The organism is Allobosea sp. Root483D1 (assembly GCF_001429505.1).
Classification (GTDB): Bacteria; Pseudomonadota; Alphaproteobacteria; order Rhizobiales; family Beijerinckiaceae; genus Allobosea.
In genome coordinates this window covers 161,898-186,686 of the sequence record NZ_LMJW01000004.1, presented here as the reverse complement: position 1 = coordinate 186,686, position 24,789 = coordinate 161,898, and the positions used below count along the sequence as shown (strand labels likewise).

23 protein-coding genes and 1 riboswitch are annotated in these 24,789 nt (G+C 66.5%); of the genes, 9 read left to right on the top strand and 14 right to left on the bottom strand.

The features are described 5' to 3' along the window. Positions 1–103: 103 nt before the first annotated feature. The 4 genes from ASE66_RS07920 to ASE66_RS07905 all read left to right on the top strand — a co-directional run bounded on the left by ASE66_RS07920 (position 104) and on the right by ASE66_RS07905 (position 4,462). The gene (locus ASE66_RS07920; RefSeq protein ID WP_057189074.1) at positions 104–1,138 is read left to right on the top strand and encodes a GSCFA domain-containing protein; all 1,035 of its coding nucleotides are present in this window, start codon (positions 104–106) and stop codon (positions 1,136–1,138) included. A 126-nt stretch (positions 1,139–1,264) separates the two neighbouring features. Further along, a complete protein-coding gene (locus ASE66_RS07915) occupies positions 1,265–1,546 on the top strand; it encodes a hypothetical protein (protein ID WP_057189073.1) in 282 nt (93 codons plus the stop codon). A gap of 70 nt (positions 1,547–1,616) precedes the next feature. Beyond that, positions 1,617–3,776 carry a protein-disulfide reductase DsbD family protein gene (locus tag ASE66_RS07910; RefSeq protein WP_057189072.1) on the top strand — a complete coding sequence of 720 codons (2,160 nt, stop codon included), beginning with the start codon at positions 1,617–1,619 and terminating at the stop codon, positions 3,774–3,776. Between the two features lie 47 nt (positions 3,777–3,823). Continuing rightward, the gene (locus ASE66_RS07905; RefSeq protein WP_057189071.1) at positions 3,824–4,462 is read left to right on the top strand and encodes a thioredoxin family protein; all 639 of its coding nucleotides are present in this window, start codon (positions 3,824–3,826) and stop codon (positions 4,460–4,462) included. Between the two features lie 125 nt (positions 4,463–4,587). On the opposite strand, the gene ASE66_RS07900 is transcribed toward ASE66_RS07905, so the two are convergent. The 5 genes from ASE66_RS07900 to ugpB form a co-directional block, all read right to left on the bottom strand. Next, complete coding sequence (locus ASE66_RS07900; RefSeq protein ID WP_057189070.1) at positions 4,588–5,667, bottom strand: sn-glycerol-3-phosphate import ATP-binding protein UgpC; 1,080 nt, start codon at positions 5,665–5,667, stop codon at positions 4,588–4,590. A 7-nt stretch (positions 5,668–5,674) separates the two neighbouring features. Further along, entirely contained in the window at positions 5,675–6,523 is an 849-nt protein-coding gene (ugpE, locus tag ASE66_RS07895; RefSeq protein ID WP_057189069.1) for a sn-glycerol-3-phosphate ABC transporter permease UgpE, read from the bottom strand. Further along, positions 6,523–7,281 carry a creatininase family protein gene (locus tag ASE66_RS07890; protein WP_057189068.1) on the bottom strand — a complete coding sequence of 253 codons (759 nt, stop codon included), beginning with the start codon at positions 7,279–7,281 and terminating at the stop codon, positions 6,523–6,525. The genes ugpE and ASE66_RS07890 overlap by 1 nt, the downstream gene beginning before the upstream one ends. Continuing rightward, the gene (gene ugpA / locus ASE66_RS07885) at positions 7,281–8,162 is read right to left on the bottom strand and encodes a sn-glycerol-3-phosphate ABC transporter permease UgpA (protein WP_057189067.1); all 882 of its coding nucleotides are present in this window, start codon (positions 8,160–8,162) and stop codon (positions 7,281–7,283) included. Before ugpA ends, ASE66_RS07890 begins: the two co-directional genes overlap by 1 nt. A 130-nt stretch (positions 8,163–8,292) precedes the next feature. Next, positions 8,293–9,612, bottom strand: coding sequence for a sn-glycerol-3-phosphate ABC transporter substrate-binding protein UgpB (ugpB, locus tag ASE66_RS07880; RefSeq protein WP_057189066.1), 1,320 nt, complete (start codon positions 9,610–9,612; stop codon positions 8,293–8,295). Between the two features lie 202 nt (positions 9,613–9,814). Here ugpB and ASE66_RS07875 point away from each other — a divergent pair, with 202 nt between their 5' ends. The 3 genes from ASE66_RS07875 to ASE66_RS07865 all read left to right on the top strand — a co-directional run bounded on the left by ASE66_RS07875 (position 9,815) and on the right by ASE66_RS07865 (position 13,858). Beyond that, on the top strand, positions 9,815–10,993 hold the full coding sequence (locus tag ASE66_RS07875; RefSeq protein ID WP_057189065.1) for a fumarylacetoacetate hydrolase family protein: 1,179 nt from the start codon (positions 9,815–9,817) through the stop codon (positions 10,991–10,993). Further along, positions 10,990–12,012 (top strand): proline racemase family protein, encoded by a 1,023-nt coding sequence (locus ASE66_RS07870; protein ID WP_057189064.1) that lies wholly within the window; start codon positions 10,990–10,992, stop codon positions 12,010–12,012. Before ASE66_RS07875 ends, ASE66_RS07870 begins: the two co-directional genes overlap by 4 nt. Before the next feature lie 139 nt (positions 12,013–12,151). Further along, complete coding sequence (locus tag ASE66_RS07865; protein WP_057189063.1) at positions 12,152–13,858, top strand: hypothetical protein; 1,707 nt, start codon at positions 12,152–12,154, stop codon at positions 13,856–13,858. On the opposite strand, the gene thiE is transcribed toward ASE66_RS07865, so the two are convergent. The 8 genes from thiE to ASE66_RS07825 form a co-directional block, all read right to left on the bottom strand. Continuing rightward, positions 13,859–14,527 (bottom strand): thiamine phosphate synthase, encoded by a 669-nt coding sequence (gene thiE, locus ASE66_RS07860; RefSeq protein WP_057189062.1) that lies wholly within the window; start codon positions 14,525–14,527, stop codon positions 13,859–13,861. It lies immediately after the preceding gene. Next, positions 14,524–15,261 carry a hydroxyethylthiazole kinase gene (locus tag ASE66_RS07855; RefSeq protein ID WP_057189061.1) on the bottom strand — a complete coding sequence of 246 codons (738 nt, stop codon included), beginning with the start codon at positions 15,259–15,261 and terminating at the stop codon, positions 14,524–14,526. The genes thiE and ASE66_RS07855 overlap by 4 nt, the downstream gene beginning before the upstream one ends. Before the next feature lie 14 nt (positions 15,262–15,275). Further along, a complete protein-coding gene (gene thiC, locus ASE66_RS07850) occupies positions 15,276–17,189 on the bottom strand; it encodes a phosphomethylpyrimidine synthase ThiC (RefSeq protein ID WP_057189060.1) in 1,914 nt (637 codons plus the stop codon). A gap of 78 nt (positions 17,190–17,267) precedes the next feature. Beyond that, a riboswitch (TPP riboswitch) is annotated at positions 17,268–17,371 on the bottom strand. A 103-nt stretch (positions 17,372–17,474) separates the two neighbouring features. Then, positions 17,475–17,675, bottom strand: a complete 201-nt coding sequence (locus ASE66_RS07845) for a hypothetical protein (protein WP_156412061.1) — start codon at positions 17,673–17,675, stop codon at positions 17,475–17,477. 68 nt (positions 17,676–17,743) lie between these two features. Then, on the bottom strand, positions 17,744–18,025 hold the full coding sequence (locus ASE66_RS07840) for a hypothetical protein (protein ID WP_057189058.1): 282 nt from the start codon (positions 18,023–18,025) through the stop codon (positions 17,744–17,746). A 151-nt stretch (positions 18,026–18,176) separates the two neighbouring features. After that, the gene (locus tag ASE66_RS07835; RefSeq protein ID WP_057189245.1) at positions 18,177–18,539 is read right to left on the bottom strand and encodes an SPW repeat protein; all 363 of its coding nucleotides are present in this window, start codon (positions 18,537–18,539) and stop codon (positions 18,177–18,179) included. Positions 18,540–18,741: 202 nt separating this feature from the next. After that, on the bottom strand, positions 18,742–20,100 hold the full coding sequence (locus tag ASE66_RS07830; protein ID WP_057189057.1) for an esterase-like activity of phytase family protein: 1,359 nt from the start codon (positions 20,098–20,100) through the stop codon (positions 18,742–18,744). A gap of 96 nt (positions 20,101–20,196) precedes the next feature. Further along, entirely contained in the window at positions 20,197–20,646 is a 450-nt protein-coding gene (locus ASE66_RS07825; RefSeq protein WP_057189056.1) for a tetratricopeptide repeat protein, read from the bottom strand. A gap of 80 nt (positions 20,647–20,726) precedes the next feature. Between ASE66_RS07825 and ASE66_RS07820 the strand changes: the two genes are divergently transcribed. Together ASE66_RS07820 and ASE66_RS07815 are read left to right on the top strand one after the other, a co-directional pair. After that, positions 20,727–20,945 (top strand): DUF2945 domain-containing protein, encoded by a 219-nt coding sequence (locus ASE66_RS07820; protein ID WP_057189055.1) that lies wholly within the window; start codon positions 20,727–20,729, stop codon positions 20,943–20,945. Then, positions 20,923–21,225 (top strand): hypothetical protein, encoded by a 303-nt coding sequence (locus ASE66_RS07815; RefSeq protein WP_057189054.1) that lies wholly within the window; start codon positions 20,923–20,925, stop codon positions 21,223–21,225. The genes ASE66_RS07820 and ASE66_RS07815 overlap by 23 nt, the downstream gene beginning before the upstream one ends. 3 nt (positions 21,226–21,228) lie before the next feature. On the opposite strand, the gene ASE66_RS07810 is transcribed toward ASE66_RS07815, so the two are convergent. Next, on the bottom strand, positions 21,229–24,666 hold the full coding sequence (locus ASE66_RS07810) for a class I SAM-dependent DNA methyltransferase (RefSeq protein ID WP_057189053.1): 3,438 nt from the start codon (positions 24,664–24,666) through the stop codon (positions 21,229–21,231). Positions 24,667–24,789: the final 123 nt, after the last annotated feature.

Here is a 24,789-nt window from a genome sequence, read left to right as displayed (position 1 = left end):
CGCCCCGGGGGCCGCCGGGTCATCAGCGAGCGCGGCGAGCATGCAAGGCTTTCGAAGCCCGCAACGTCGAGCCCGAGAGGTTCCACGAACGCAGGAGACGATCATGAAGATCGAATACAATGCAGGCACCGCCCTCTCCATCATGCGCGGCAACCCCGTGCGCGGCTGGATCTCGGGCAAGCCGGAGAAGATGGCCAAGGAGCGCCTGACGACCGGAAATTACCTAGCCGTCGAGCACAAGCCGAAGTTCAAGATCGACCCGTCCTGGCCGATCTTCACCATGGGCTCGTGCTTCGCGCGCGAGGTCGAGAACATCCTGATGATGCGCGGCCTGCCGCTGCTGCTGCGCGGCCATGGCGTGCCGGCCGAGCATTTCGAAAGCTGGGACGAGGAGACTGGCCGCGGCGGCGGTGCCGATCGCGGCCAGCTTTCCCGCGGCGCGCTCAACAAGTACTCGGTCCGCTCGATGACGCATGAGCTCAGGCGCGTGCTGCGCGGCGAGAGCTACCCCAATGACGGGTTGATCGAACTCGCGCCCGGGCAGTGGTTCGACCCGCATGCCAGCGGCCTCAAGCTGCTCGACCGCGACACCGCCTTCGCCAATCGCAAGCGGCTGACCGAGGCGACGGCGACGATCAAGCAGGCGCGCATCTGCTTCTTCACGCTCGGCCTGACCGAGACCTGGCTCGATGCCGAGACCGGGATCGCCATGAACGCCCATCCCGGGCCGAGCTGGCTGCAGCGCATGCCGGAGCGCTTCCGCTTCGTCGACTACGGCTATGACGCGACGCTGGCCGACATGCTCGACATCATCGGTTTGATCCGCGAGCACTGCAATCCCGAGATGCGCTTCGTCGTCACGGTGTCGCCGGTGCCGTTCGGGGCGACCTTCAAGGATGCCGACGTGATCGTCGCCAACAGCGCCTCGAAATCGCTGCTGCGCGCCGTGGCCGAGGAGCTGTTCCGCCGCTTCGACTATGTCGACTACTTCCCGAGCTACGAGATCGTGCTCAACTCGCCGCGCACGATCGCCTTCGAGGACGACCAGCTCCACATCGCCCGCGAGATGGTCGCGCATGTGATGACGACCTTCCAGGGCGCCTATCTGCCTCCGGCCGAGCAACCGCAGGCGGCCTGAACAGATAAGCTGGTCGCCGCGGCCGGCTGACCATGTCAAGATGCGCCGGGCGCCGGAGAGCGGCCCCGGCACAGGCTTGCCCGGTGGCCGTCCGACCGCCCGATCGATCAGCGTCGGGAGGACGAGATGAACGTCGCCAATCTCCAGCTCGAAGGCGTGCTGCTGGCCTTCACTGCCGTTCTACGCTCACTGGTGGCCTCAGGCGCTCTCAGCGATGGGCAACTCAAGGCTGCGCTGGCGGACGCCGAACGAACCGGGCTCGCCGACCGGCAACGCTGCGACCAACTCAGTCCGAGCCAACGCGACTCGCTCGCCTTCGCTGCCCGTTTCCTTTCGATCGCAACCCGGCCGGAAAGCGGGATGCGTCCCTTCTCGGACGTCGCGCGCGAGGTCGGCCGGACCACCTGACCTGCGACCTCGCGCCGCCCTCACCCGCTTGTCATTGGCTTTTCGCGGCGGAAGGGGGCATCTGATCGGCATGACCGCGACAAGTCTTCCGCGCCGGACCGCAATCCGGCTGTTGCAGCGCGCCACCATGGCGCTGGCCTTGCTGGCGCCCACGCCGTTGCTCGCCGCCGAATCCGCTCCCGTGACCTCGCCGCGTGTCACCGCCACCTTGCTGTCGAGTCGCGACGCCGTCGCGCCGGGCGAGCGCTTCCAGGTCGCCCTCACCCAGAAGCTCGCGCCGGGCTGGCACAGCTACTGGCAGAACCCCGGCGATTCCGGCGAAGCGACCCGTATCGAGTGGACGCTGCCGGAGGGGGTGAGCGCCGGCACGATCCAGTGGCCGACGCCCAAGGCGATCCGGGTCGAGCCGCTCGTCAATTTCGGCTTCGAGGACAATGTCGTGCTGCCGGTCGAGATCTCGGTCCCGGCCAATGCCAAGCCGGGCGAGACGCTGACGCTCTCGGCCAAGGCGACCTGGCTGGTTTGCGAGAAGATCTGCATTCCCGAAGAAGGCGCGTTCAAGCTCGACCTGCCGATCGCGGCAGCCGGCACTGTCGACACCGCTGCCGAGGCGCGGATCGATGAGGCCCGCGCCGCCCTGCCGAAGCCGGCAGGTTTCACTGGCAAGCTGACGGCGAAGGGCGAGGACAAGCTCGCGCTCACTTTGCCCGGCCTGCCGGCCGGCGCCAGCGATGTCCGCTTCTTCCCGGTCCTGGACACGCTGATCGAGCATGCGGCCGAGCAGCCCGTCGAGAACGGCGCGCTTACCCTCACCCGTTCCACCGCCTTCAAGGTCGGAACGCCGGCGACCGACGGCGTGCTCACCTTCGCGGAGGGCGGCAACAAGCGCGCCCTTGCGCTCAGCGCCGAAGTCGAGCCGGCCCTGCTGCAGGCAGTAGCCGCTCCGGCGCAGGCGCCGGCCAAGGTGACGCTGCCGCCGCCTCCGGCCGAAGACCTGACGATCTGGCTGGCGCTGGCCTTTGCTTTTGCCGGCGGGCTGATCCTCAATCTGATGCCCTGCGTGCTGCCGGTGCTGTTCATCAAGGCGCTCGGCTTCGCGCAAGTCGCGCAGGCGAGCCGCAGCGAAGTGCGCCAACAGGGCCTGCTCTTCCTCGCCGGCGTGCTCGCGACCTTCTTCGTGCTGGGTGCAGCTGTGATCGCACTCGGCGCCGGCTGGGGCTTCCAATTGCAGTCGCCGCCGCTCGTCATCCTGCTCGCCGTGCTGATGACGCTGATCGGCTTCAACCTGATCGGCGCCTTCGAGATCGGCGGCAAGCTGCAAGGCGTCGGCGACGGGCTCGCCAGCCGGAGCGGTCCGGTCGGTGCCTTCATGACCGGCGCGCTCGCCGTCGTCGTCGCGACGCCCTGCACCGCCCCGTTCATGGGCGCGGCGATGGGCTATGCGCTGACGCAGCCGCCGGGCGCGGCGCTGTCGATCTTCATGGCGCTGGCCCTCGGCTTCGCCGCGCCCGTCGTCGCGCTCTCCTTTGCGCCCGGCCTGCTGCGGCTGCTGCCGAAGCCGGGCCGCTGGATGCTCATCCTGAAGCAGGCCTTCGCCTTCCCGATGTTCGCGACCGCGATCTGGCTGATCTGGGTCGCAACCATGCAGGCCGGTGCCGACGGGGCGCTCGCGGCGCTGGTCGCGATCCTCGTCGCCGGTTTCGCGCTCTGGCTGGTCGGCGTGACGCGCGGCAGTGGCCGAGCCTTGCGCGCCGTCGCGGCTGTAGCCGCCATCCTGCTCGTCGGCGCGACCTCGGCCTTCGTGATCGAGAGCGCGACGCCATCGGTGCAGCCTACCGCGCAGGCCGGGACGGATGCGCCCGGCGTCTGGTCGCCGGCGCGGGTCGTCGAATTGCAGGGGCAGGGCAAGCCGGTCTTCGTCAATTTCACCGCCGCCTGGTGCATCACCTGCCTCGCCAACGACCGGGTCGCGCTGTCGCGGCAGGAGGTGAAAGACGCTTTCGCCAAGCTCGGCGTCGCCTATCTCAAGGCCGACTGGACCAATCGCAATGCGACGATCGCCGCGACACTGGCCGAGTACGGCCGCGCCGGCGTTCCGCTCTATCTGTTCTATCCGGGTACGAAGGGTGCACAGGCGGAGGTGCTGCCGCAATTGCTGACGCCTGAGACCGTGGTGAGCGCCGCCGAGCGCGCCGCCGGCCGCGAGGTGAAGACCGCCACCGCACGATAAGATCACGCCCACGCCGACCCATCTGCCACCGACCCATGGAGACAGACATGACAGACGTGACCAGACAGATCTTCATCGCCGGCCTTACCGCCACCGCACTGGCGCTCGCCTCCGGCGCCGCTTTGGCCCAGAACGCGGCGAAGCCCGGCGCCAAGGCTCCCGATTTCTCGGTCGTCGACGTCGACGGCAAGCTGCAGAAGCTCTCGGACTATGCCGGCAAGACGGTGGTCCTCGAATGGACCAACCATGACTGCCCCTATGTGCGGAAGCACTACAACAGCGCGACCATGCAGAGCCTGCAGAAGGACATGGCCAAGGACGGCATCGTCTGGCTCTCGGTGATCTCCTCGCCCGCCGGCGAGCAGGGCCATGTCGACGCGGCCAAGGCCAGGGAGCTGACCAAGACGCGCGACGCCGCGCCGGCCTCGATCCTGCTCGACCCGAAGAGCCAGCTGGCCCGTGCCTATGGCGCCCAGACGACACCGCACATGTACATCATCGACCCCAAGGGCACGCTCGCCTATGCCGGGGCGATCGACGACAAGCCGTCATCGAGTGCCTCCAGCCTGACCGGAGCCAAGAGCTATGTCCGTCAGGCGATAGCCGAGCTCAAGGCTGGCAAGGCCGTCTCGGAACCCGCGACCAAGGCCTATGGCTGCGTGGTGAAGTACGCGCCGGTGAGCTGAGCGAAGCTGCCGTCATTCTCGGGCGGAGCGAAGCGCAGACCCGAGAAACTCTGGACGAGAGGCGCCTACTGGCGCCCCATGCTGGCTGAGATGCTCGGGTCTTCGCCCGAGCATGACGCCTGATCTCAGGCCTTCCCCAGCCTGACGCCGCTATCCGCGTCGAAGACGTGGACCTTGTCGGGATTGACCGAAATCCACAGCCGCCCGGCCTGCGCTGCGACTTCGCCGGTCGCCGCCTGCATGACGAAGGGCTTGCCGGCGAGCTGACCGTGGAAAAGCTGGGTCGCGCCGAGTTCCTCGATGAACTCGACATCGAAGGGCAGCGAGCCTGCGGCGCCCTCCGAGGCGATCTCGATGTCCTCCGGTCGCAGGCCGACCTCGACGGCGGTGCCGGCGGGCAGGTCCTCGCGCAGATCGCGCGCCTGCAGGAGGGCATCGCCGAGCGCGATGATGCCGTGCCCATCGACCTTGGCCGGCAGCAGGTTCATCGGCGGTGAGCCGATGAAGGTCGCGACGAAGCGGCTCGCCGGCTTGCGGTAGACTTCCGATGGCACGCCGATCTGCTCGACCTGGCCGCCATTCATCACCACGAGCTTGTCGGAGAGCGTCATCGCCTCGACCTGGTCGTGAGTGACGTAGATCGCGGTGACGCCGAGCGCGCGCTGCAGCTTCTTGATCTCGACGCGCATCTGCACGCGCAGTTTGGCGTCGAGGTTGGAGAGCGGCTCGTCGAACAGGAAGACCTGGGGCTTGCGCACGATGGCGCGGCCCATGGCGACGCGCTGGCGCTGGCCGCCGGAGAGCTGGCGCGGCCTTCGCTGCAGGAAGGGCTCGATGGCGAGGATGCGCGCCGCTTCCTGCACGCGCTTGTCGATCTCGTCCTTGGGCGTGCCGCGGTTGCGCAGCCCATAGGCCATGTTGTCGTAGACGCTCATATGCGGATAGAGCGCGTAGTTCTGGAAGACCATGGCGATGTCGCGGTCGGCCGGCTCGACCTGGTTGACGACGCGGCTGCCGATCGCGACCTCGCCGGCCGAGATCGTCTCGAGCCCAGCGACCATGCGCAGCAAGGTCGACTTGCCGCAGCCGGAGGGGCCGACGAGGACGCAGAAGCCACCATCGGGGATGTCGAAGGAGACGCCTTTCACCGCCTCGACGCCACCGGCATAGATCTTCTTGACGTTGTTGAGCGTGACCTGAGCCATGGGCGGGCTACTTCTCTGTCTCGACGAGGCCCTTCACGAAGAGCCTCTGCATGGCGATGACGACCAGGACCGGCGGCAGCATGGCGAGCATGGCGGTGGCCATGGCGAGCTGCCATTCGGTCAGGGCGTCGGAGGTGGTGATCATCTTGCGGATGCCGATCACGATGGTCTGCATCGAGTCCTTGGTCGTGATCAGCAGCGGCCAGAGATACTGGTTCCAGCCATAGATGAACTGGATGACGAACAGCGCCGCGATCGTGGTCAGCGACAGCGGCAGCACCGTATCCTTGAAGAACTTGAATGGGCCGGCGCCGTCGATCTTGGACGCCTCCAGCAGTTCGTCCGGAATGGTCATGAAGAACTGCCGGAACAGCAGCGTGCCGGTCGCCGAAGCGATCAGAGGCACGGCCAGGCCCTGATAGCTGTCGAGCATGCCGAGATCGGAGACGACCTTGAAGGTCGGGAAGATGCGGACCTCGACGGGGAGCATCAGCGTGACGAAGATGATCCAGAACGCCGCCATCCGGAACGGGAAGCGGTAATAGACGATGGCGTAGGCCGAGAGCACCGAGATGAAGATCTTACCCAGCGCGATCGTCATCGCCATGATGAAGGAGTTCAGCATCATGCTTGCCACCGGCTCGCGGGTGGAGCCTGAAGTGCCGACGAACAGGATGCGGTAGTAGTTCTCGAAGAAGTGCGGCCCGGGATAGAGCGGCAACTGCCCGTTGATGATGGTGGCGTTGTCCCAGGTCGAGGCGACGAAGGTCAGCCAGACCGGAAAGGCGCAAATGAGCACGCCGATCGTCAGGATGATATAGGCGATCGCATCGCCGAGGCGGCGGTCCTCGACCATCAGCCTTGTCCTCCACGCTCACTGAGGAGCTTCGCCAGCGCCTCCGCCGAAGCCTCCAGGAAGGCATTGCCCTTCTCGGGCGTCGCCTTGCGGGCATCGCCGATGACGCCGGTCTCGGTCATCTGGCGAAAGGGCTGGTAGCGGCCGACGGTTGGACGCGTCAGCGCGGTGAGGTCAGCGCCCAGCATGCCGAACGCCTCGGCGAGCCGCTCGTGCCTGATCATCTCCGGCGCCAGCGCCATCATCATCGAGGTCTCGACCTCGCAGGCATGCAGCACGCTGACCTGATCCTGCATGAACGGCGCCATCGCTTCCTGCGCCAGCAGGAAATAGGTGGTGGCACGGACCTGGAGCGAGGTCTCGCGGGCGAAGTCCGGCAGGAAAGCGGCGAGCGCGGCGATGTTGCCGCCATGGCCGTTGACGATGACGACACGGTGGAAGCCGTGGCGCTCTATGCTCTTCAGCAATGCGAGCAGGACGGCGCGGTAGGTCGGGATGTCGAAGGTGAAGGTCCCGCCGAAGGCCATGTGGTGCTCGGCCATGCCGCACCAGAGCGTCGGCGCTACGACGACATCGACATCGCCGGCGCGCTCGGCTGCGAGCTTGCAGACTCCGCCGCACAGGATGGTGTCGACGCCAACCGGCAGATGCGGGCCGTGCTGCTCCATCGACGCGACCGGCAGCACGACGACGGCGTCCTTCGCCGCCTTCTCGCGCAATTCCTCGGCGGTGAGCTCCTGCCAGAGTACGGAGCCCATCAGTAGTTCACCTTCCGCTCGATGAAGCGGAACTGGAACGCGGTCATGCCGATGACCATGATCAGCAGGATCACCGACTGCGCTGCCGAGCCGCCGAGATTGGTGCCACCCTTGCCGTCGGAAAAGACCTTGTAGACCAGGGTAGTGGTGGCCCCGGAAGGACCGCCGCCCGAGACGGTGTCGATGATGCCGAAGGTGTCGAAGAAGACATAGACGAGGTTGACGACGAGCAGGAAGAAGGTCGTCGGCGACAGCAGCGGGAAGATGATGGTCCAGAAGCGCCGCATCGGCCGGGCACCGTCGATCACCGCCGCCTCGATCACGCTCTTCGGGATCGATTGCAGGCCGGCGAGGAAGAACAGGAAATTATAGGAGATCTGCTTCCAGGTCGCCGCGAGGATGACGAGCGTCATCGCATCATTGCCGTTGAGGCGCGGGTTCCAGTTGACGCCGAGCGATTGCAGGCCGCGAGCGAGCATGCCGAGCGAGGGATCGAACATGAACATCCAGAGCACGCCGGCAATGGCGGGCGCGACGGCGTAGGGCCAGATCAGCAGCGTCTTGTAGATTTCGACGCCACGAAGCTTCCGATCGGCCATCACCGCAAAGAGCAGCGCCAGCGAGAGTGAAAACAGCGCGACGAAGACCGAGAAGATGCCGGTGTTGATCAGCGCCTTGTAGTATTCAGGCTTCGCGAACAGATCGCGATAGTTCTCGAACCAGACAAACTCGGTCGAGATGCCGAAAGCATCCTGCATCAGGAAGCTCTGCCAGACAGCCTGACTCGCCGGCCAATAGAAGAAGACGACGGTGATCGCGAGCTGCGGCAGGAGCAGCAGCAGCGGGATCGTCAGCCCCTTGAAGTGAGCGTATTTCTGCATCCGGCGGCCTGGTTTGCGCTTGTCGTCCCGGGTGACCGAAGGGAGACGTGGGACCCATGCCAGAATGCTTCGGGCATGGGTCCCGGATCTTCGCTGCGCTACGTCCGGGACGACTCGCGCATCGTGATGATCAACGGGCGGCAGTGCGCTCGAACTGGCGCAGCGCCTGGTTGCCGCGCTCATTGGCCGCGTCGAGCGCCGCCTTCGGCGTCTTCTGGCCGTTCAGGGCCGCCTCGATCTCCTCCGACCAGATATCGCGGATCTGGACCAGCCCGCCAAAGCGCACGCCGCGCGAGTTGTCGGTCGGCTCCTTGTTGTTGAGCTCGAGCAGCGGGGTCTCGAGATAGGGGTTCTGCTTGTAGAAGCCCGACGCCTTGACCTTCTCATAGGCAGCCTTGGTGATCGGCAGGTAGCCCGACTCGGTGTGCAGCTTCACTTGCCGATCGACATCCGAGAGGAAGGTGAAGAACTTGGCGACGCCCTTGTACTCATCGGCCTTCTTGCCGCCCATGACCCAGAGCGAAGCGCCGCCGATGATCGAGTTCTGCGGCGCGCCGGCGACTTCCGGATAATACGGCATCGGCGCGTTCGACCAGTCGAACTTGGCGTTGGCCTTGACGTTGCCGAAGAAGGCGGAGGAGGTCAGGAAGAGCGGGCATTCGCCCGAGGTGAAGCGGCCCTCGCCGGTGTTGGTGCGACCGGAATAATCGAAGGTCTTGTCCTTCTGCAGCTCGGCCAGATTGGTCAGATGCTTGACGAAGAGGTCGCCGTTGATGCGGAACTCGGTGTCGAAGCCGTCGAAGCCGTTGGCCTTGGTGCCAACAGGCACGTTGTGCCAGGCGCCGAGCTGCTCGATGTTGGCCCAGGTCGTCCATGCCGTCGAGAAGCCGCACTTGTCCCAGCCGGCAGCTTTAAGCTTCTTGGCCGCCTCGAACACCTCCGGCCAGGTCTTCGGCGGGGCCTCCGGCAGGCCGGCCTTCTTCAACGCGTCCTTGTTGTACCACATCACCATCGAGGACGAGTTGAACGGAAAGGAGAGCATGTCGCCCTTCGTCGTCGAATAGTAGCCGGTAATCGCCGGCAGATAGCTCTTCGGATCGAAGCTTTCGCCAGCGTCCTTCATCACGTCGGCGACGGGCTTGATCGCACCCTTAGCCGACATCATCGTCGCGGTGCCGACCTCGAAGACCTGCATGATGTGCGGGGCGTTGCCCGCGCGGAAGGCGGCGATGCCGGCGTTCAGCGTGTCGGGATAGGAACCCTTATAGGCGACGACGACCTTGTAGTCCTTCTGCGAGGCGTTGAACTCCTCGGCCAGCTTGACGACGACGTCGTTGTTGGCGCCGGTCATGGCGTGCCACCACTGGATTTCGGTCTGCGCCAGAGCCGGCGAAGCGGCGGCCAGCGCAAAGGCGCCGACGGCGGTCAGGGTCTTCAATTTGAAGGTCATGATCAGCTCCCTCTCAGCCCCCGGTATGCGCGGGCGTTCTTGTCGTTGGTGCGCAAGCTAGCATGAAGCCGGGGCGACAGTTCAATGACAAAACGATGACATTTCCGCCCCGCTGTGGACGCGCATCGGCGCACTTGCGATTTTGCGCGGAAGCGGCTGTTCTCCCTGGCGCCCTGTACACTGCACACAACCCGGATCAGCCATGCCGCCGCTCTCGCTCACGCCCGCCAACACATTGCCGGCCGATGCCGACCGCGCCGCGCTGGCGGGCCGCATCTGGCGGCCTGATCTCGCCGGCCCGTCCGTGGTCAGGCTGGAGGGCGACGCGGTCATCGACGTCACCGCGGCCTTCCCGACCATGCGCGACCTCTGCGAGGCGGCCGATCCAGCAGTAGCGCTACGCGCCGCCAGCGGCGAGAACCTGGGCTCGCTCGCCGATCTCCTTGCCAACAGCTCGGTCACCGCCCGCAATGACGGCAAACCCTGGCTGCTCGCCCCGGTCGACCTGCAGGCGGTCAAGGCCGCCGGCGTCACCTTCGCGGTCTCGATGCTGGAACGCGTCATCGAGGAGAAGGCCCGCGGCAACCCGGCGGCCGCCGCCGAAATCCGCACCGAGATCGGCAAGCTCATCGGCGACGACCTCTCCAAGCTGAAGCCCGGCTCGCCCGAGGCGATGAAGCTGAAGGAGGTGCTGATCGCCCAGAACAGCTGGAGCCAGTATCTCGAGGTCGGCATCGGGCCGGACGCCGAGATCTTCACCAAGGCGCCGCCGATGTCGGCGGTCGGCACCGGCGCCGATGCCGGCCTGCATCCGGCCTCGAGCTGGAACAATCCCGAGCCTGAGATCGTGCTCGTCGTCGCCTCGGATGGGCGGATCGTCGGCGCTACCCTCGGCAACGACGTCAACCTGCGCGATGTCGAGGGCCGCTCGGCCCTGCTGCTCGGCAAGGCCAAGGACAACAATGCGGCTGCCGCGATCGGCCCGTTCATCCGCTTCTTCGACCGCGATTTCTCGCTCGACCATATCCGCAAGACGACGGTGAACCTCACCGTCGAGGGCGAGGACGGTTTCACGCTCGAAGGCTCGTCCTCGATCGCCATGATCAGTCGCGACCCGGCCGATCTCGCCGCCCAGATGATCGGCCCGCACCACCAGTATCCGGACGGGGCAGTGCTCTATCTCGGCACCATGTTCGCTCCGATCAAGGATCGCGACTCGGTCGGCGGCGGCTTCACCCATAAATACGGCGACGTCGTCACCATCTCGGCGCCCGAGCTCGGCGCGCTGGTCAACCGGATGCGCCGCACCGACGAATGCGAGCCCTGGCGCTTCGGCGCCTCGCATCTGATGCGCAACCTCGCCAAACGCGGGCTGCTGTGACGCGGCTCGCTTACATCGACTACCACACCTGCGGCGAGCCGGTGCGCATCGTCACGTCAGGCTATCCCGCGCTCGACGGCGCGACGATCCTCGACAAGCGCCGGCAGGCCCGCGAGCGCTACGACCACTTACGCCGCGCGTTGATGCTCGAGCCGCGCGGCCATGACGGCATGTACGGCGTCATCCCGGTCGCGGCGAGCCATCCCGAAGCGGCCTTCGGCGTGCTGTTCACGCATAATGAGGGCTATTCGACCATGTGCGGCCACGCGACCATCGCGCTCGGCCGCTATGCGATCGAGCAGGGGCTGGTGAAGGCGACCGGGCCGGTCACCCGCTTCGCCATCGAGGCGCCCTGCGGGCTGGTGCGCCTCGCCTGCGAGGTCGAAGGCGGGAAGGTCGGAGCTGTCAGCTTCGAGAGCGTGCCGGCCTTCGTCGAAGCGCGCGACCTTTCCGTCGAGGTGCCTGGCCATGGCGAGGTTATCACCGACATCGCCTATGGCGGCGCCTATTACTGCATCCTGCCGGCCTCGCGCTTGCGGCTCGACCTGATGCAGACGCCGGTCGAGGAGATCGTCGCGGCGGCGAGCGCGCTGACCGACCAGGTCCGGGCGAGCGTCACGATCAAGCATCCCACCGAGCCCGATCTCGGCTTCCTCTATGGCACGATCGTCACCGACGAGGCCGGGCCGGATCAGGACAGCTTCAACCTCTGCGTCTTCGCTGAGCGCCAGATCGACCGCTCGCCGACCGGCTCGGGCGTCACCGCCCGGATGGCACTGGATCACGCCAAGGGGCTGATCCCGACCGGTCAGAGTCGCCGAATACGTAGCATCACCGGCGGCACCTTCACTGGAAAGGTGATCGGCCCAGTCGATTTCCCCGTCGCGGGCGCGGTGACGGTTGAGGTCGGCGGACAGGGGCACCTCGCAGGCGAAGGCAGCTTCGTCATCGAGGCGAACGATCCGCTCGGCCACGGCTTTACACTACCTAAGCGCTTCGCGGATATCGTGGATTCCTGATCCGTCTCCACCGAGACGACCTCGCGCCGGGGCCGCCGCGTCGCCTGTCCAATCGAGGTAAACCCGCTTTTCATCTTGTCGGGAAGGGGCGCGGTAAGATTCTTCTGCTACTTCGCCGTGCGTGACGATGGAACGGACCATGAGCGTGAGCACGGACCGGCCGGCCGCCGCCAGAGCCGCGCAGAGGCTCGTCGCCGCGCGCCCCTGGACCAGCCCCGCGCTCTGGCTGGCAGCCTTCCTCGCCTTCGTCCTGGCCGGCCTGCTGCTGCCGCTGCGTCTGCCGCTCGGGTCGTATTACTGGGATACTGCGGTCTATCTGGACGCGGCCCAGCGCATCCGCGACGGCCAAGTCCCGAACATCGACTTCTTCGCGCCGCTCGGCCCGCTCGGCTATTATCTCGTCGCCGGGCTCGACCGGCTGTTCCCGAACGCGCATCCGCTGCTGACCGCGAACTGGGGCCTGCTGCCGATCGCGCTGCCGCTGCTGGCGGTCCTCGTCTTCCATGTCGCGCGGTCTTCACGCAGGCTCGCGCTGGCGCTGCTCTTACCCTTCCTGCTTTTCGCCTCGCTGCCGATCAACCTGCACGAGGTCTATCCGCTGCCTGGCTTCGACGGCTATGGCCATTACAACCGTCATGCCTCGCTGCTGCTCTATGTGCTGATCGCGGTGTTGATGTTCGCGCGGGAACGGGCGCTGACGACGTGTCTCGTCGCGGCGCTGATGCTGACGCTGTTCCTGGTCAAGGTCACCGGCGCCGTCGCCGGGGCGATGCTGGTCGGCTATGCCGTGCTCACCGGCCGGATGCGCCTGCGCGACGCCTGTCTTGCCGCCGCTGCGGCGATTGGCGCGCTCGCCATTATCGATCTTGCGACGGGCGGGCTGACCCGGGCCTATCTCGACGACATCCTGATCCTGCTGAAACTCAACACGGGCGCGCTGCTGCCGCGCTTCCTCACGGTGGCCTCGTTCAAGTTCGAGGTGATCGCGCCGACGCTCGTCCTCATCGGCCTGCTCGCTTATGTGGCCTGGCGGGCGAAGCCGACAAGCATGGCGTCGTGGCTGCGAAGCTTCGCCGTCTCACCCGGGGGGTGGCTCGCCGTCGCCTTGCTGGCCCTCACCTTCTTCGAGACCCAGAATACCGGCAGCCTCGAATTCATCGGGCTCTGGCCGATCCTGCTCACGCTCCTGCTCGCCTGGCGCCGGCGCGACGACGGCTTGCGGACATGGGTGCTGCTTCTGCTCTGCATGGTCGCGGTGCCCTCCGCCCTGATCTTCGTCGAGCGCAGCGCCCGGGCCTCTCTCGGGGCCCCGACCTACCTGCCGCTCGATGTCGAGGATGTCGGCAAGCTCGGACGGGTGAGCGTCAAGGACGAGATCGCCGAGCGCGCGCCGATCATGCTGCGGCATTACGCCAGGCATCAGCCGGCCTATGCCGATCTCGCCGCGACGGGGCAGCAGCCCTCGCTGATGCCCTATTCGGAGATCGACCACCACGCGATCTGGCTGCTCGAGATCGAGCAGGGGCTCAAAGCGATCAAGGCCTGGGAGCAGGCCAACAAGCGCGAACTCAACGGTGTCTTCACGCTCGATTTCGTCGATGTGCTAAACTACCTGCTCGACCGCCGACCGCCCCGTCATGTTCCGATCGGCATCGACCCGACGCGCAGTACCCCGAGACTCGAGACGCAGATGCTCGAGAGCCTGCGCCAGACCGATGCGATCCTGGCGCCGAAATGTCCGCTGACATCAAATCGCGCGGCCATTTTCGAGCACTTCGCCCGGGCGCTGGAGGGCCGCAGCAAGGTCGCGCTGGCGCCCTGCTGGGATATGTATCTGAAGCCCTGATCAGGCGCTCAGCGCAACCCGCTCCGACAGGGCGGTCTCGACCGCGAGCCTGAGATCGCGCGCCGCCGCCACGATATCATCGCCACCGAAGAGCGCGCCGATCACGGCGACGCCGTCGGCGCCAGCTGCGATGGTCAGGCCGGCATTGGCGGCGGTGATGCCGGCAATGCCCCCGACCGGCAGGGCGCCGAGCGCACGCGCTGCCGCCTGGCGCAAGGCGGCGAGCCCGTCGAGGCCGAGCGCCACACCGGCATTGTCCTTGTGCGCGGTCGCAAAGACGCCGCCGATGCAGGCATAGTCGATCTTCGCGGCGGCGAGCTCCGGCAACTCGCCCTCGTGCTTCAGCGTCGCGCCGATGATGGCGCGCGGGCCGAGCAAGCGGCGGGCATCGAGCAGCTTCATGTCGTCGGCGCCGAGATGGACGCCATCGGCGCCGGCGGCGAGCGCGACGTCGACGCGGTCGTTGATCAGCAGCGGCACATTGGTGCCGTGCAGGGCCGAGCGGATGGCGCGCGCCTCGCGCACCATCTCGCGCGTCGTTTCGGTCTTGGCGCGCAGCTGGATCAGCGTCGCACCACCCTCGACCGCGGCGCGCGCCATATCGGCCATGGAGCGGCCATTGGCGATCTGCGGATCGACGATGCCGTAGAGGGTGATGTCGACACTCATTGTCCGATTTCCATCCGTGCGGCCAGCGTCGCCGCGTCCATCGCCGCGACCGCGTCGATCAGCTCGACCTCGAAGCTGCCCGGGCCGCGACAGCGCTCGGCCGCGATTTCACCGGCAATGCCATAGGCGGTCAAGGCCGCCGCCGCCGCGACCGCCTTGTCGGCCTCGACGGCGCAGCAAGCCGCGATCAGCGCGCCGGCGGCGCAGCCGATGCCGGTGACCCTCGTCATCAGCGGGTGGCCGTGCGCGACGGAGAAGCTTCTCTCTCCGCTCTCGATCTGGTCGACCTTGCCGGTGGTGACACGGGTGACGCCCTCTGCCGCTGCGAGATCGAAGGCGAGCGCCGCCATCTCAGTCGCGTTGCCGCGCACCAGGATATCCGGCAGGCGCAGCACCTGCCCGGCGACATGCCGGCGCAGCGGCGAGAGCTCGACGAAGACCGGGTCGAAGATGACAGGCTTGGCCCGATCGCGCGCCACCTCCAGCAGCTTGGGGATGGCGAGCTCGCTCTCGGCGTTGATCGTGCCGATATTGATCAGGATCGCGCCGGCGCCCTCCGCCATCGCCGCGACCTCGTCGACATGGATCGCCATCGAGGGTATCGCGCCGAAGGCGAGGAGCATGTTGGCGGTGATATTCTGCGCCACCGTGTTGGTGAGGCACTGCACCCGGGGGCGGATTTCCGCAACGCGGGCGAGGACGGAGGCAACGCGGGCGGCGTCGAGCCGTTCCATGGACAATGTCGTTCTCATTCGGCCGCCGGCAGATAGAGATTGCCGCCCTTCTTCAAGAATTCCTCCGACTTCGCCGCCATGCCCTCAGCTCTCTGTTGTTCGATCCGCGCTGCCGCTTGATCGGTGGCCATCGCTTCGAGCGCCGCGCGCTCGTTGTCGCCCATCGCCAGCACCTCGGCGCGCAGGTCCTGCGTGATCTTCATCGAGCAGAATTTGGGCCCGCACATCGAGCAGAAATGCGCGACCTTGTGGGCGTCCTTCGGCAAGGTCTCGTCGTGGTAAGCGCGGGCCGTGTCCGGATCCAGCGCCAGGTTGAACTGGTCCTCCCAGCGGAAGTCGAAACGGGCGCGCGAGACCGCATCGTCGCGGATCTTCGCGGCCGGATGGCCCTTGGCGAGGTCAGCGGCATGCGCCGCGATCCGGTAGGTGATGACGCCGGTCTTGACGTCGTCGCGGTCCGGCAGGCCGAGATGCTCCTTCGGCGTGACGTAGCAGAGCATGGCGCAACCGAACCAGCCGATCATCGCCGCGCCGATGCCGGAGGTGATGTGGTCATAGCCCGGCGCGATGTCGGTGGTCAGCGGTCCGAGCGTATAGAACGGCGCCTCGCCGCATTCGCGCAGCTGCTTGTCCATGTTCTCCTTGATCTTGTGCATCGGCACATGGCCGGGGCCCTCGATCATCACCTGGCAGCCCTTGTCCCAGGCGATCTTGGTGAGTTCGCCCAAGGTCTCCAATTCGGCGAACTGGGCGCGGTCATTGGCATCGGCGATCGAGCCGGGGCGCAGGCCGTCGCCGAGCGAGAACGAGACGTCGTAGCGCCGCATGATCTCGCAGATCTCGTCGAAGCGCTCGTAGAGGAAGCTCTCCTTGTGATGCGCCAGGCACCAGCGCGCCATGATCGAGCCGCCGCGCGAGACGATGCCGGTCACCCTGGATGCAGTGAGGGGGACATAAGGAAGACGCACGCCGGCATGGATGGTGAAATAGTCGACGCCCTGCTCGGCCTGCTCGATCAGCGTGTCCTTGAACACATCCCAGTCGAGCTTGATCGGATCGCCGCCGACCTTCTCCAGCGCCTGGTAGATCGGAACCGTGCCGATCGGGACCGGCGAGTTTCTGAGGATCCAGGAGCGGATGTTGTGGATGTTGCGGCCAGTCGACAGGTCCATCACCGTGTCGGCGCCCCAGCGGATCGCCCAGACCAGCTTCTCGACCTCCTCGGCGGCGCCGGAGGTGACGGCGGAATTGCCGATATTGGCGTTGATCTTGACCAGGAAGTTGCGGCCGATCGCCATCGGCTCGAGCTCGGGATGGTTGATGTTGGCCGGGATGATGGCGCGCCCACGCGCGATCTCCTCGCGGACGAATTCGGGGGTGACGAATTCGGGCACCGAGGCGCCGAAGCTCTCGCCGTCGGCATGGCGCTCTTTGGCGCCCTCCAGCATGGCGGCACGACCAAGATTCTCGCGATGGGCGACATAGATCATCTCGGGGGTGACGATGCCGGCCTTGGCGAACTCGTATTGCGTCGCCATCTGGCCGGGCCTGGCCTCGAGGATGGGGCGCTGCGCCGGGCAGGCCGGGACAAGTTGCGCCTCGCTGATATGGCCGTTGTCGGCCGCCGTGACGGCCCGGCCGGGCGCGATCTGGAAGCCCTGCGCATCGAGCCAGGCGCGGCGCGGCTGCGGCAGGCCCTGGTTCAGGTCGATCTTGGCATCGGTTTCGGTATAGGGGCCGGACGGGTCGTAGATGCGCACCGGCGGCTCGGCATCGGTGCTGAGCATCACCTCGCGGAAGGGCACGCGCATCTCGGGATGCTCGGGCGGCGCGACGTAGATCTTGCGCGAACCGATGACCGGGCCGGTCGTGACGCTTTGCGGGGCGGCCTTGACGCTGTTCTTCTGGGGTTTGGTGTGGGCGTTCATGTCTAGGATCTCCTCCCTCTCAGGTTCAGGAGATCCGGGGCGTCTGACGGTCCAGTTGCTGTCTGCGGATGCATTTGTGGCGCAGCCGCGTTCCAGTCCCTCCGCCGGTATGACCCGGATCAGGTTCGATGGGTTCGGCCGTCAGGCCATCTCAGCTCTTGCGAGCACCCCTCGGAACAAGGCGGAGGTTAGAACCGTCGTGATCTGGGCGCAACTGGCAAAGGACCACGGCTTTGCGCCGCGCCGCCATGCGCGGCGGGCATTGCAAGCGCAGACGTCGGAAAATCAGGCGGTGATGTCGAGATTGGCGCCCTGGCCAGCGGGGAGCGTCGCCTGCTGCTGCTCGGACGCCTGCTGTAGCATGGCAACCAGCGCCTGATCGGAATCGGCGTTCTGCTTGACCATCTCGATCTGCAGCGCCTGCTGCGTCGCAGCCGACTTCATGCTGATCAGGCTTTGCGCGATCGCGACCGACATTTCACTCATAGGTAGGGCTCCTCGCCGCGACCATAGGCGGCGAGCCTTACCCGAATCTGAATCAGGAGCCGCGATCTCTAGCGGGCGGGCGCCATGATCGACGGCACCGGCTTCGGCATCGGAATCTCGCGATTAGGCTCCGGAGGCGCCGAGCGGTCGCGCGCCAGTTGCTGGCGCTCACGCCTCGCTTCGACGCGGTCGGAGCGCGGCTCAAGCTTCTGAACCTCGCTCGCATTCGGCGCCATCGGCACGCCCGGCGCCCGCTGACGCTGTGTCTGAGCGGGCTGCGCGGCAGCGGCTTCCGCCACGATGAGCGCGGCAACGATCAGACCGAGCAGGACCCAAGGGTTCTTGCGCATGACACCCTCCAATCGGGCAGGTGCAGGACGAGCCCGCCCGTTGGGGAAACAAGGGCGAGCGGCGATTGTTCCAAGGCCCGTCTATCAAGAATGGTGCGGAGCAGACGCAGGCCGCTCCGCACCGATATCGCCGCTGGTTCTGGCCGATCGTTCAGGCCGCGGCGTGCGGCTCGTGCCGGTAGTTCCAGACGGCCCAGGCTGAGACGAACGCCGTCAGCAGCCCGAGCACCAGATGCGTCCGGAAGGCGCCGGTATTGCCGGCGAAGCCGAGCACCCAGGGCGCGGCGATCAGCCAGAGGCCGAGCGCCAGATTCACCCATTCCTCCCATTCGGCGAAGGCAGAGAGCGCCGCGATCGCGATCAGGGCAAGGACGGCTCCGACCAGCCAGGCATTGCGGGTCGGCATGGTGTCGGCGAGGAAGCCCATCATCCAGGGCGAGATGAACAGGAGTGCGCCGAGGATCAGGTTGAGCCAGTCCTGCGGCCGTTTTCCACTCATATTCGCGGTCAACATGATCACCTCCATCAGTGACGATCATCCAACCACTACGCCTCGCGCACGAGGCGCTTGGTCAAAATCATTATACGCCTGCTACCGAAACGACTCAAGGACTACCCGATGAACGGACATGGCCGGCGCGAGCCGGCCATGAAACGCCTGATAACTTGATGAAGACGGGATTCGACTTCGCCGTGACTTCGGCGAGCCGCTTGGCTCACTTGGCCGTGAGCAGTTCCTTGACCGAGAGCAGCACCAGCTCGTTGTCATCCGCCTTCTTCGGATCGCGCGACGACGAGAACGGCAGGTTGTTGTCGTTGCCGACGACGATGATGCCGCCCGCGAGATCGACCACATCGACATTCTCGATGGTGAAGAACGGGAAGGGCAGCACGCCGTCGATCGCGCCCTGCTTCGCCTTCCTGTCAGGATCGGCGATCTTCATCAGGTCGATAAAGCCGACCTTGCGCACGCTCTTGCCGACATTGGCGTCGGTCATCTCGATCTTGACGATGCGCTTGAACTTGGCGAGGTCGTGGAAGCAGTCCGGCCCCTTCTGGTCGGCGGTGCAGGCGCGGTCGGCGGTGCCTTCGCCATTGTCGCGCTCGATGATCAGCGCGGTGGTCGCGTCGATCATGTTGAAGTCGCCGATGGCAAGGCCCCTCTGCTCGAGCGGGAAGAACCAGGAGCGGCCGGTCCACTTCTCGTTCTGCACGTCGAATTCGAGGATGCGCAGCACTTCCTTGCCGTCGACCTCTTCATTGTCCTTGGTCTCGGCATTCCACAGCGGGCCTTCCAGCAGCGGGTAGAGGAAGCGGCCATCCGGCGACTGCGCCATGCCCTCATAGCCCTTGGAGCGGCGGACATTGAACTCGACCGGCAGGTTGGGCGCAGCCGGCGTGGTCACGGCGTAATGGTCGGGCGAGCGGGCCGGCTTGCCGCCGACCGTGGTCTCGAACACCGCCTCGACCTTGCCGCTGGCGTCGACGCGGATCAGGTAGGGGCCGAATTCCTCGCCGATCCAGTACTTGCCGCCGATCGGCTGGATCGACTCCGGGTCGAAATCGGCGCCGGTCAGATAGCGCTTCTCGGTGCCCTCATGAACGATGCGGAACGGCACCTTCTTGTCGGGGTCGTGCAGGAAGGTGGTCGACAGGCGCTCGACCGCGCCGGTGTTGAAGTCGGCCTTGAGCTTGTGGAAGAACAGCATCGCGTCCGGCGAGTTCGCCTTGGCGCCGAAGCCGTTGTCGGTCAGTACCAGGAACTCGCCATTCCCGAGCGAGCGGATGCCGGAGAAGCCCTGCACCGGCTGGCCGGCGAAGGGAGTGGAGAGGCTGGTCGGGCGGCCGCCCGAGGTGCCCATCACCGTGCCGACCTGCTCGACGCGCTTGCCGGGGGTGATGAACTTGCCGGAGACCTTGAGGTCGGCCGGCGCATCGGCCGGGGCCGGGATGATGGTGTTGGCCGGCAGCAGCGCGTGGCCGACAAGCTTGGCCGGGAACTCCTTTGGCGCATCCTGTGCGCCGGCGAGCATGGTGGACGACAGAAGTAGGGCGGCGGCGAGGCGCAGACGCATGGCGTGGAGCTCCGGTTGCGGAAAAACGGGACGGCCCCCGCTTCGCGTTCTCCCGTGGCACTCGCGCGACAGCGTCGTGACGCTTGGATGACGGCGCTATTTCGCCTCCGCCTTGCGGATCGCCTGGTCGAGATCCTGCCATTCATGGCAACGGCCGCAGAGCTTGGCGAGCTTCTCCAGATTGGCCTTGGCCGACGCCATGTCGCCGGTCTCGATGAACCATTCGCCCTGGTATTCCAGCGCCGGCAGATAGGTCGGGTCGCGCAGGAGCGCGGCGTCGTAGAATTGCTTCGAGACCGGATAGTTCTTCAGCTTGCGCTGCGAGAAGGCGATCCAGTTGAGCAGCACCGGCGAGTCCGGTTGCCGGACGAGGATAGCCATCAGCTTGTCGATCGCCGGCTGATAGTTCTTCTCCTCGATCCAGCGCCGCGCCTGGCGATAATCGGGGTCCTCGTCGAGATAGGTCCAGTCGGGGCCGACGCCCTGGGCCGCGCTCGCCGAGATGAGCAGCACCAGCGCGCCGCCGAAAAAGCCGCTCCGGCGCATCCTGACCTCCCTGCTTTTCGCCGAAACCAAATCATGGCCGCGACGTTTCCACCAGCAGGAGAGCACGGAGCCGCGACGCGATGACGACATTCAAGACAGGCGCCGAGGTGACCTGGCGTTGGGGCGCTCATACTGCCAAGGGCCGTGTTGAGCAGGTCTTCACCAAACCCGTGACCCGCACGATCAAGGGCACGGAGGTCCGCCGTAACGCCTCGCCGGAAAACCCGGCCTATCTGGTGACGCAACCGCGCGGCGGCTACGCGCTGAAGTCGCACAGTGAACTCGGGGAGAAGCGATGAGCATCCCCATGTCGACCTGACACCGCCGCATCGCGTCGCCGAGAACGCCGGCAAGGGCCTGCGCCTGGAGTTCAATCGGGGCGGCACCGAGACGATCGAGTGCATGGTCAGCTACTTCGCCCGCCACGCTGTCGACAAGCAGGCCAAGAGTTTCGACGACGGAAAGGAGCCTTCGGCCGGGTACATCGCCTGGCTGCTCTGGGGCGGTGGCGAGGGCCGAGACTGGACCCGGCGCAAGAAGGCCGAGATCACAGGGGAGGACGAGCGCAAGCGGGCGTGATCGTCAGCCCGTCGCGACGAGCCGCCGCGCGAAACTCGCGCCACTGTCGCCGGTCGAGACCTCGCCGACACGGGCCAGCGAGATCAGAATCCCCTGCACCGCCGCTCTGATCCTCAGCCCCTGACCAAAGCGCAAGGCAATCGTCTCCGCGTCGAGTGGCACGGCCGAGACGGCCAAGAGCGCGAGCACGGCGGCGACCCTTTCGACCGGGTGTGCCGGGAAACTCGGCTTCCTGGCTGGGGCCGGCATGACAAGCAGCTCTGCCGCCGTCATCTGTTCGCCTGCCACGCCCTTGCGGCCGAAACGCGGTCGCTGATAGTCCGGCCGCAGCCAGCGCATCTCGCCGCGCGTCTCCTGTTGCGCCCGTTCGGAGTTGAGCGTCACGAGCGCAGCAAGAATCGCCTCCTCCTCGGCGTTCGCCGGTATCCCATAGGCGGCAGCGACCGCGGCATCGATCGTCTCGTGATGCTCGTTCAGGATCAGCACGAGGCCACGGTCGCGGATATCGGCCTCGGAAGCGGAGAGGGGCGTGCCGGCCAGGATCGCCTCGCGGACATTGTAGAGCTTGGTCAGCGTCAGGTCTGGGTGTCGCTCCAGTACCTCCTTGCGGAGGGCGTCGAGTGCTTCGGCAGAAGCACGGATCGCCTGCTTTTGCGCTTCGCCGGCATCGGGAAACGGGAACGGATCGAAGCAGCGCGATTTGGAGTAGCGCGGGTCATTGCCGACGCCGAGCCAGCCACCGGCGCGCAGGGCCCAGGTGCAATGCATGCGCGATGACAGCACGCCGAGGTGGAAGGCGTCCGACAGCGCGACCGCGACCAGCATGTTGTCCGGCAAGATGCTGACATCGAGAAACTGGAAGACCCGGTGCTTGGCCGTCTCGACGGTCGCGATATAGCGCTGCAGTCCCGCGAGAGCCGGGCGCAGCTCCTGCCGTGGCTTTCCGAACAGCCACCAATGGGCCAGGTAGGAGCGCGCATCAGCCGTCGGCGACAGCTCGAACTGTGCTTGCCGGTCGCTCGCCACCGTCAGCCGCAGATGCTGATAGACCTCCGGAAAGCGTTCGCGCACCTCGGCGGCGGTCAGTCCGAACAGATCGATCGCCAGGACGCCGCGCGAGCGCGCGGTGAGGTCGCGGCCATTGCGGTAGTGGCGGATGTGGTTGTCGAGCCCTGGCCGGTGGCCGAGCCCGAGCGCCTCCGCTGCGGCTGGGGTGACGAGGAAGCCGGCCCCGTGGAGCGACACACCGCGAGAGCTCAATCCTTCGTTCGCACGCAAAGGGGTCGTCCGCGTCATGTCCGGACCCGTCGAGAGGTCCGAACCGATCCGCCCCTGCCGCTCGCGCAATTCGATCCGTGGCTGATCGGTATCGAGCGCGGCCTCCGAGACGACGTCGAGCAGCCGACCCTCGTGCTGGCCAAGCACCGCGACCGTCATCGCGATCCGCACGGCCGCGGCATCCTTGCCGGCCTTGGTCCAGGGATGGTCGGCGATCGCGAGCAGCAGCGAGATCGGCCGCCTGGCGCTGAGGTGCCGCTCGACCACGCGGCGCTGGAACAGCTGGGTGATCGAATTGGTCGTGACGAAGCCGAAGCGCCGGAGCTTCGTGTCGGGCAAGGCCAGCAGTTCGGCGGCGCGATCCCACCAGTACATGACGAGGTCGGCACTCTCGTTCATGTGAGGGTAGGCGGCACGCAGCGCGCCGACATAGCCCTCGCCGAGGCGCCCGCGCAGATCCTTGCCGCCGATGAAGGGCGGATTGCCGACGATGAACTCGACCTCCGGCCAGTCCGGCCGGCGCGGATTGCGCGGCACGACCTCGCGGCCGCCTTCGACTGCCGGCACCGGCCAGTCATCCCAGTCGAGCAAGGCGTCGCCGGGGACGATCTGGGCGAGTTGCTCGAGAATCGGCTCCTGCGGGGCGAAGGCGCGCGTGCGCAGATGCCATTGCAGATAGCCGATCCAGAGCATCAGGTCGGCGATCGCCACGGCGCGGCGGTTGAGGTCCATGCCGAAGAATTGGCCGGGCCCGACCCCGCGTTCCGCGAAGCCGCCGAGCTGCTCGGCTGCGCCGAGTTCGGCCGCGACTTCGAGCACCTCGCCCTCCAGCCGCTTCATCAGATCCTGCGAGACATGCAGGAAATTCCCGGTTCCGCAGGCCGGATCGAGCACGCGCGTCTTGCTGAGCTGCCGGTGGAAGGCTTCGACCAAGGCGAGCGCGGCTTTGCCGTTGCCGCCGTCACGCGCCTGCTGGGCAGCGGCGAGCACCGCGCGCCAGTCGTCGCGCAAGGGGCCGATCACGGTCTCCACGACCAGCCGTTCGACATAGGCGCGCGGCGTATAGTGCGCGCCCAGCCGCGCGCGCTCGGCCGGTTCCAGCGCCTGCTCGAGCAAGGTACCGAAGATCGCCGGCTCGACCAGGCTCCAGTCATGCTCGGCGGCGGCGAGCAGTTCGGCGATGCCGTCCCTGCCGAGCGCGAACACTTGCGGCTCGGCGAACATGCGGCCGTTGAAGCGCTTGATCTCGGCATGCACGGCCGCGGAATAGTCGCCCTTGTCCATGGCGCGCCAGAGATCCTCGAGCAGCGGCTTGAAGCTCTTCGGCGCGCTGAGGCAGTCCCGCAGCATTCGCTTGAAGCTGTCGGCCGGGATCAGCCGGACATCCTCGGCGAACATGGTGAAGACACAGCGCATCAGGAACAGCGCGACGTCCTCGGCGTCATAGCGGCGCTCCAGTGCCTTCGAGACGGCGGCAAGCCGTTCGGCGATCTGGCGCGTCGCCAGCGCCGCCTGGCGGGCGGGGTCGAGCGAGGCCGGATCGTGCCAGATGCGGGCGATCCGGGCCCGGATGGCAGGATCGCGCAGGTCGTCGAGATAGACCCGGAAGCGATGCCGATCCGGAAATTGGGCGTAGTTCTTCCCCTGCCCGGAGAAGTCCGCATAGAATTCGAAGCAGTGCCCGACATCGCAGAGGATGATGAAGGGCGGCCAGCCATGCGAGGCCGGCAGAGCGCGGGCGTAATGCTCGGCCTGGCGCTTGGCGTGCAGCATCTTGACGTCGAGGCCGCGGTCGGCGCCGCGCCGGCCGCGCGGCGCGACGATGGGCTCGTCGACCTTGTCGCCCGCCGGCAGGATCTCCTTGATCTGACCGTGCAGGCGGCTCTGCTTGGCCTCCAGCACGAAGCCCGATTTCTTGTAGAGGTCGATCCGGCCGGTCGACGCCGCGCCGCTTTCGTCGCGGAAGGCGACGGGATACTCGAAGCGGTAGGTTACCGCCTCGGCGTCGCTCGTCGGTGGGTGCGGCGGCTCGACGCCGATCAGCCGGCAGAACTCGCTCAGGAAGAGCGCATAGGCAGCCCGCTCCGCCCCTTCCGAGGCGCGCCAGCGTGCAATGAAGGCTTCGACAGCGTCGTCGCCCTCTCCGACCCCGCCCCCCGACATGGTCGCCGCCTTATGGTTGATTGTTAGTTATTGATGCAATTAATGCGAGCAGCGCGGTTACTGTCAACTCCTGTCACCAGAATGGCGCTTTCGGCGCCTCGCCCTCTCGCATCGACGGCCAAT

What these genes read in the sequence shown, in the direction of transcription:
- ASE66_RS07920 (WP_057189074.1), top strand. Translation starts at nt 104, where the DNA reads ATGAAGATCGAATACAATGCAGGCACCGCCCTCTCCATCATGCGCGGC.
- ASE66_RS07915 (WP_057189073.1), top strand. Translation starts at nt 1,265, where the DNA reads ATGAACGTCGCCAATCTCCAGCTCGAAGGCGTGCTGCTGGCCTTCACT.
- ASE66_RS07910 (WP_057189072.1), top strand. Translation starts at nt 1,617, where the DNA reads ATGACCGCGACAAGTCTTCCGCGCCGGACCGCAATCCGGCTGTTGCAG.
- ASE66_RS07905 (WP_057189071.1), top strand. Translation starts at nt 3,824, where the DNA reads ATGACAGACGTGACCAGACAGATCTTCATCGCCGGCCTTACCGCCACC.
- ASE66_RS07900 (WP_057189070.1), bottom strand. Translation starts at nt 5,667, where the DNA reads ATGGCTCAGGTCACGCTCAACAACGTCAAGAAGATCTATGCCGGTGGC.
- ugpE (WP_057189069.1), bottom strand. Translation starts at nt 6,523, where the DNA reads ATGGTCGAGGACCGCCGCCTCGGCGATGCGATCGCCTATATCATCCTG.
- ASE66_RS07890 (WP_057189068.1), bottom strand. Translation starts at nt 7,281, where the DNA reads ATGGGCTCCGTACTCTGGCAGGAGCTCACCGCCGAGGAATTGCGCGAG.
- ugpA (WP_057189067.1), bottom strand. Translation starts at nt 8,162, where the DNA reads ATGCAGAAATACGCTCACTTCAAGGGGCTGACGATCCCGCTGCTGCTG.
- ugpB (WP_057189066.1), bottom strand. Translation starts at nt 9,612, where the DNA reads ATGACCTTCAAATTGAAGACCCTGACCGCCGTCGGCGCCTTTGCGCTG.
- ASE66_RS07875 (WP_057189065.1), top strand. Translation starts at nt 9,815, where the DNA reads ATGCCGCCGCTCTCGCTCACGCCCGCCAACACATTGCCGGCCGATGCC.
- ASE66_RS07865 (WP_057189063.1), top strand. Translation starts at nt 12,152, where the DNA reads ATGAGCGTGAGCACGGACCGGCCGGCCGCCGCCAGAGCCGCGCAGAGG.
- thiE (WP_057189062.1), bottom strand. Translation starts at nt 14,527, where the DNA reads ATGAGTGTCGACATCACCCTCTACGGCATCGTCGATCCGCAGATCGCC.
- ASE66_RS07855 (WP_057189061.1), bottom strand. Translation starts at nt 15,261, where the DNA reads ATGGAACGGCTCGACGCCGCCCGCGTTGCCTCCGTCCTCGCCCGCGTT.
- thiC (WP_057189060.1), bottom strand. Translation starts at nt 17,189, where the DNA reads ATGAACGCCCACACCAAACCCCAGAAGAACAGCGTCAAGGCCGCCCCG.
- ASE66_RS07845 (WP_156412061.1), bottom strand. Translation starts at nt 17,675, where the DNA reads ATGAGTGAAATGTCGGTCGCGATCGCGCAAAGCCTGATCAGCATGAAG.
- ASE66_RS07840 (WP_057189058.1), bottom strand. Translation starts at nt 18,025, where the DNA reads ATGCGCAAGAACCCTTGGGTCCTGCTCGGTCTGATCGTTGCCGCGCTC.
- ASE66_RS07835 (WP_057189245.1), bottom strand. Translation starts at nt 18,539, where the DNA reads ATGTTGACCGCGAATATGAGTGGAAAACGGCCGCAGGACTGGCTCAAC.
- ASE66_RS07830 (WP_057189057.1), bottom strand. Translation starts at nt 20,100, where the DNA reads ATGCGTCTGCGCCTCGCCGCCGCCCTACTTCTGTCGTCCACCATGCTC.
- ASE66_RS07825 (WP_057189056.1), bottom strand. Translation starts at nt 20,646, where the DNA reads ATGCGCCGGAGCGGCTTTTTCGGCGGCGCGCTGGTGCTGCTCATCTCG.
- ASE66_RS07820 (WP_057189055.1), top strand. Translation starts at nt 20,727, where the DNA reads ATGACGACATTCAAGACAGGCGCCGAGGTGACCTGGCGTTGGGGCGCT.
- ASE66_RS07810 (WP_057189053.1), bottom strand. Translation starts at nt 24,666, where the DNA reads ATGTCGGGGGGCGGGGTCGGAGAGGGCGACGACGCTGTCGAAGCCTTC.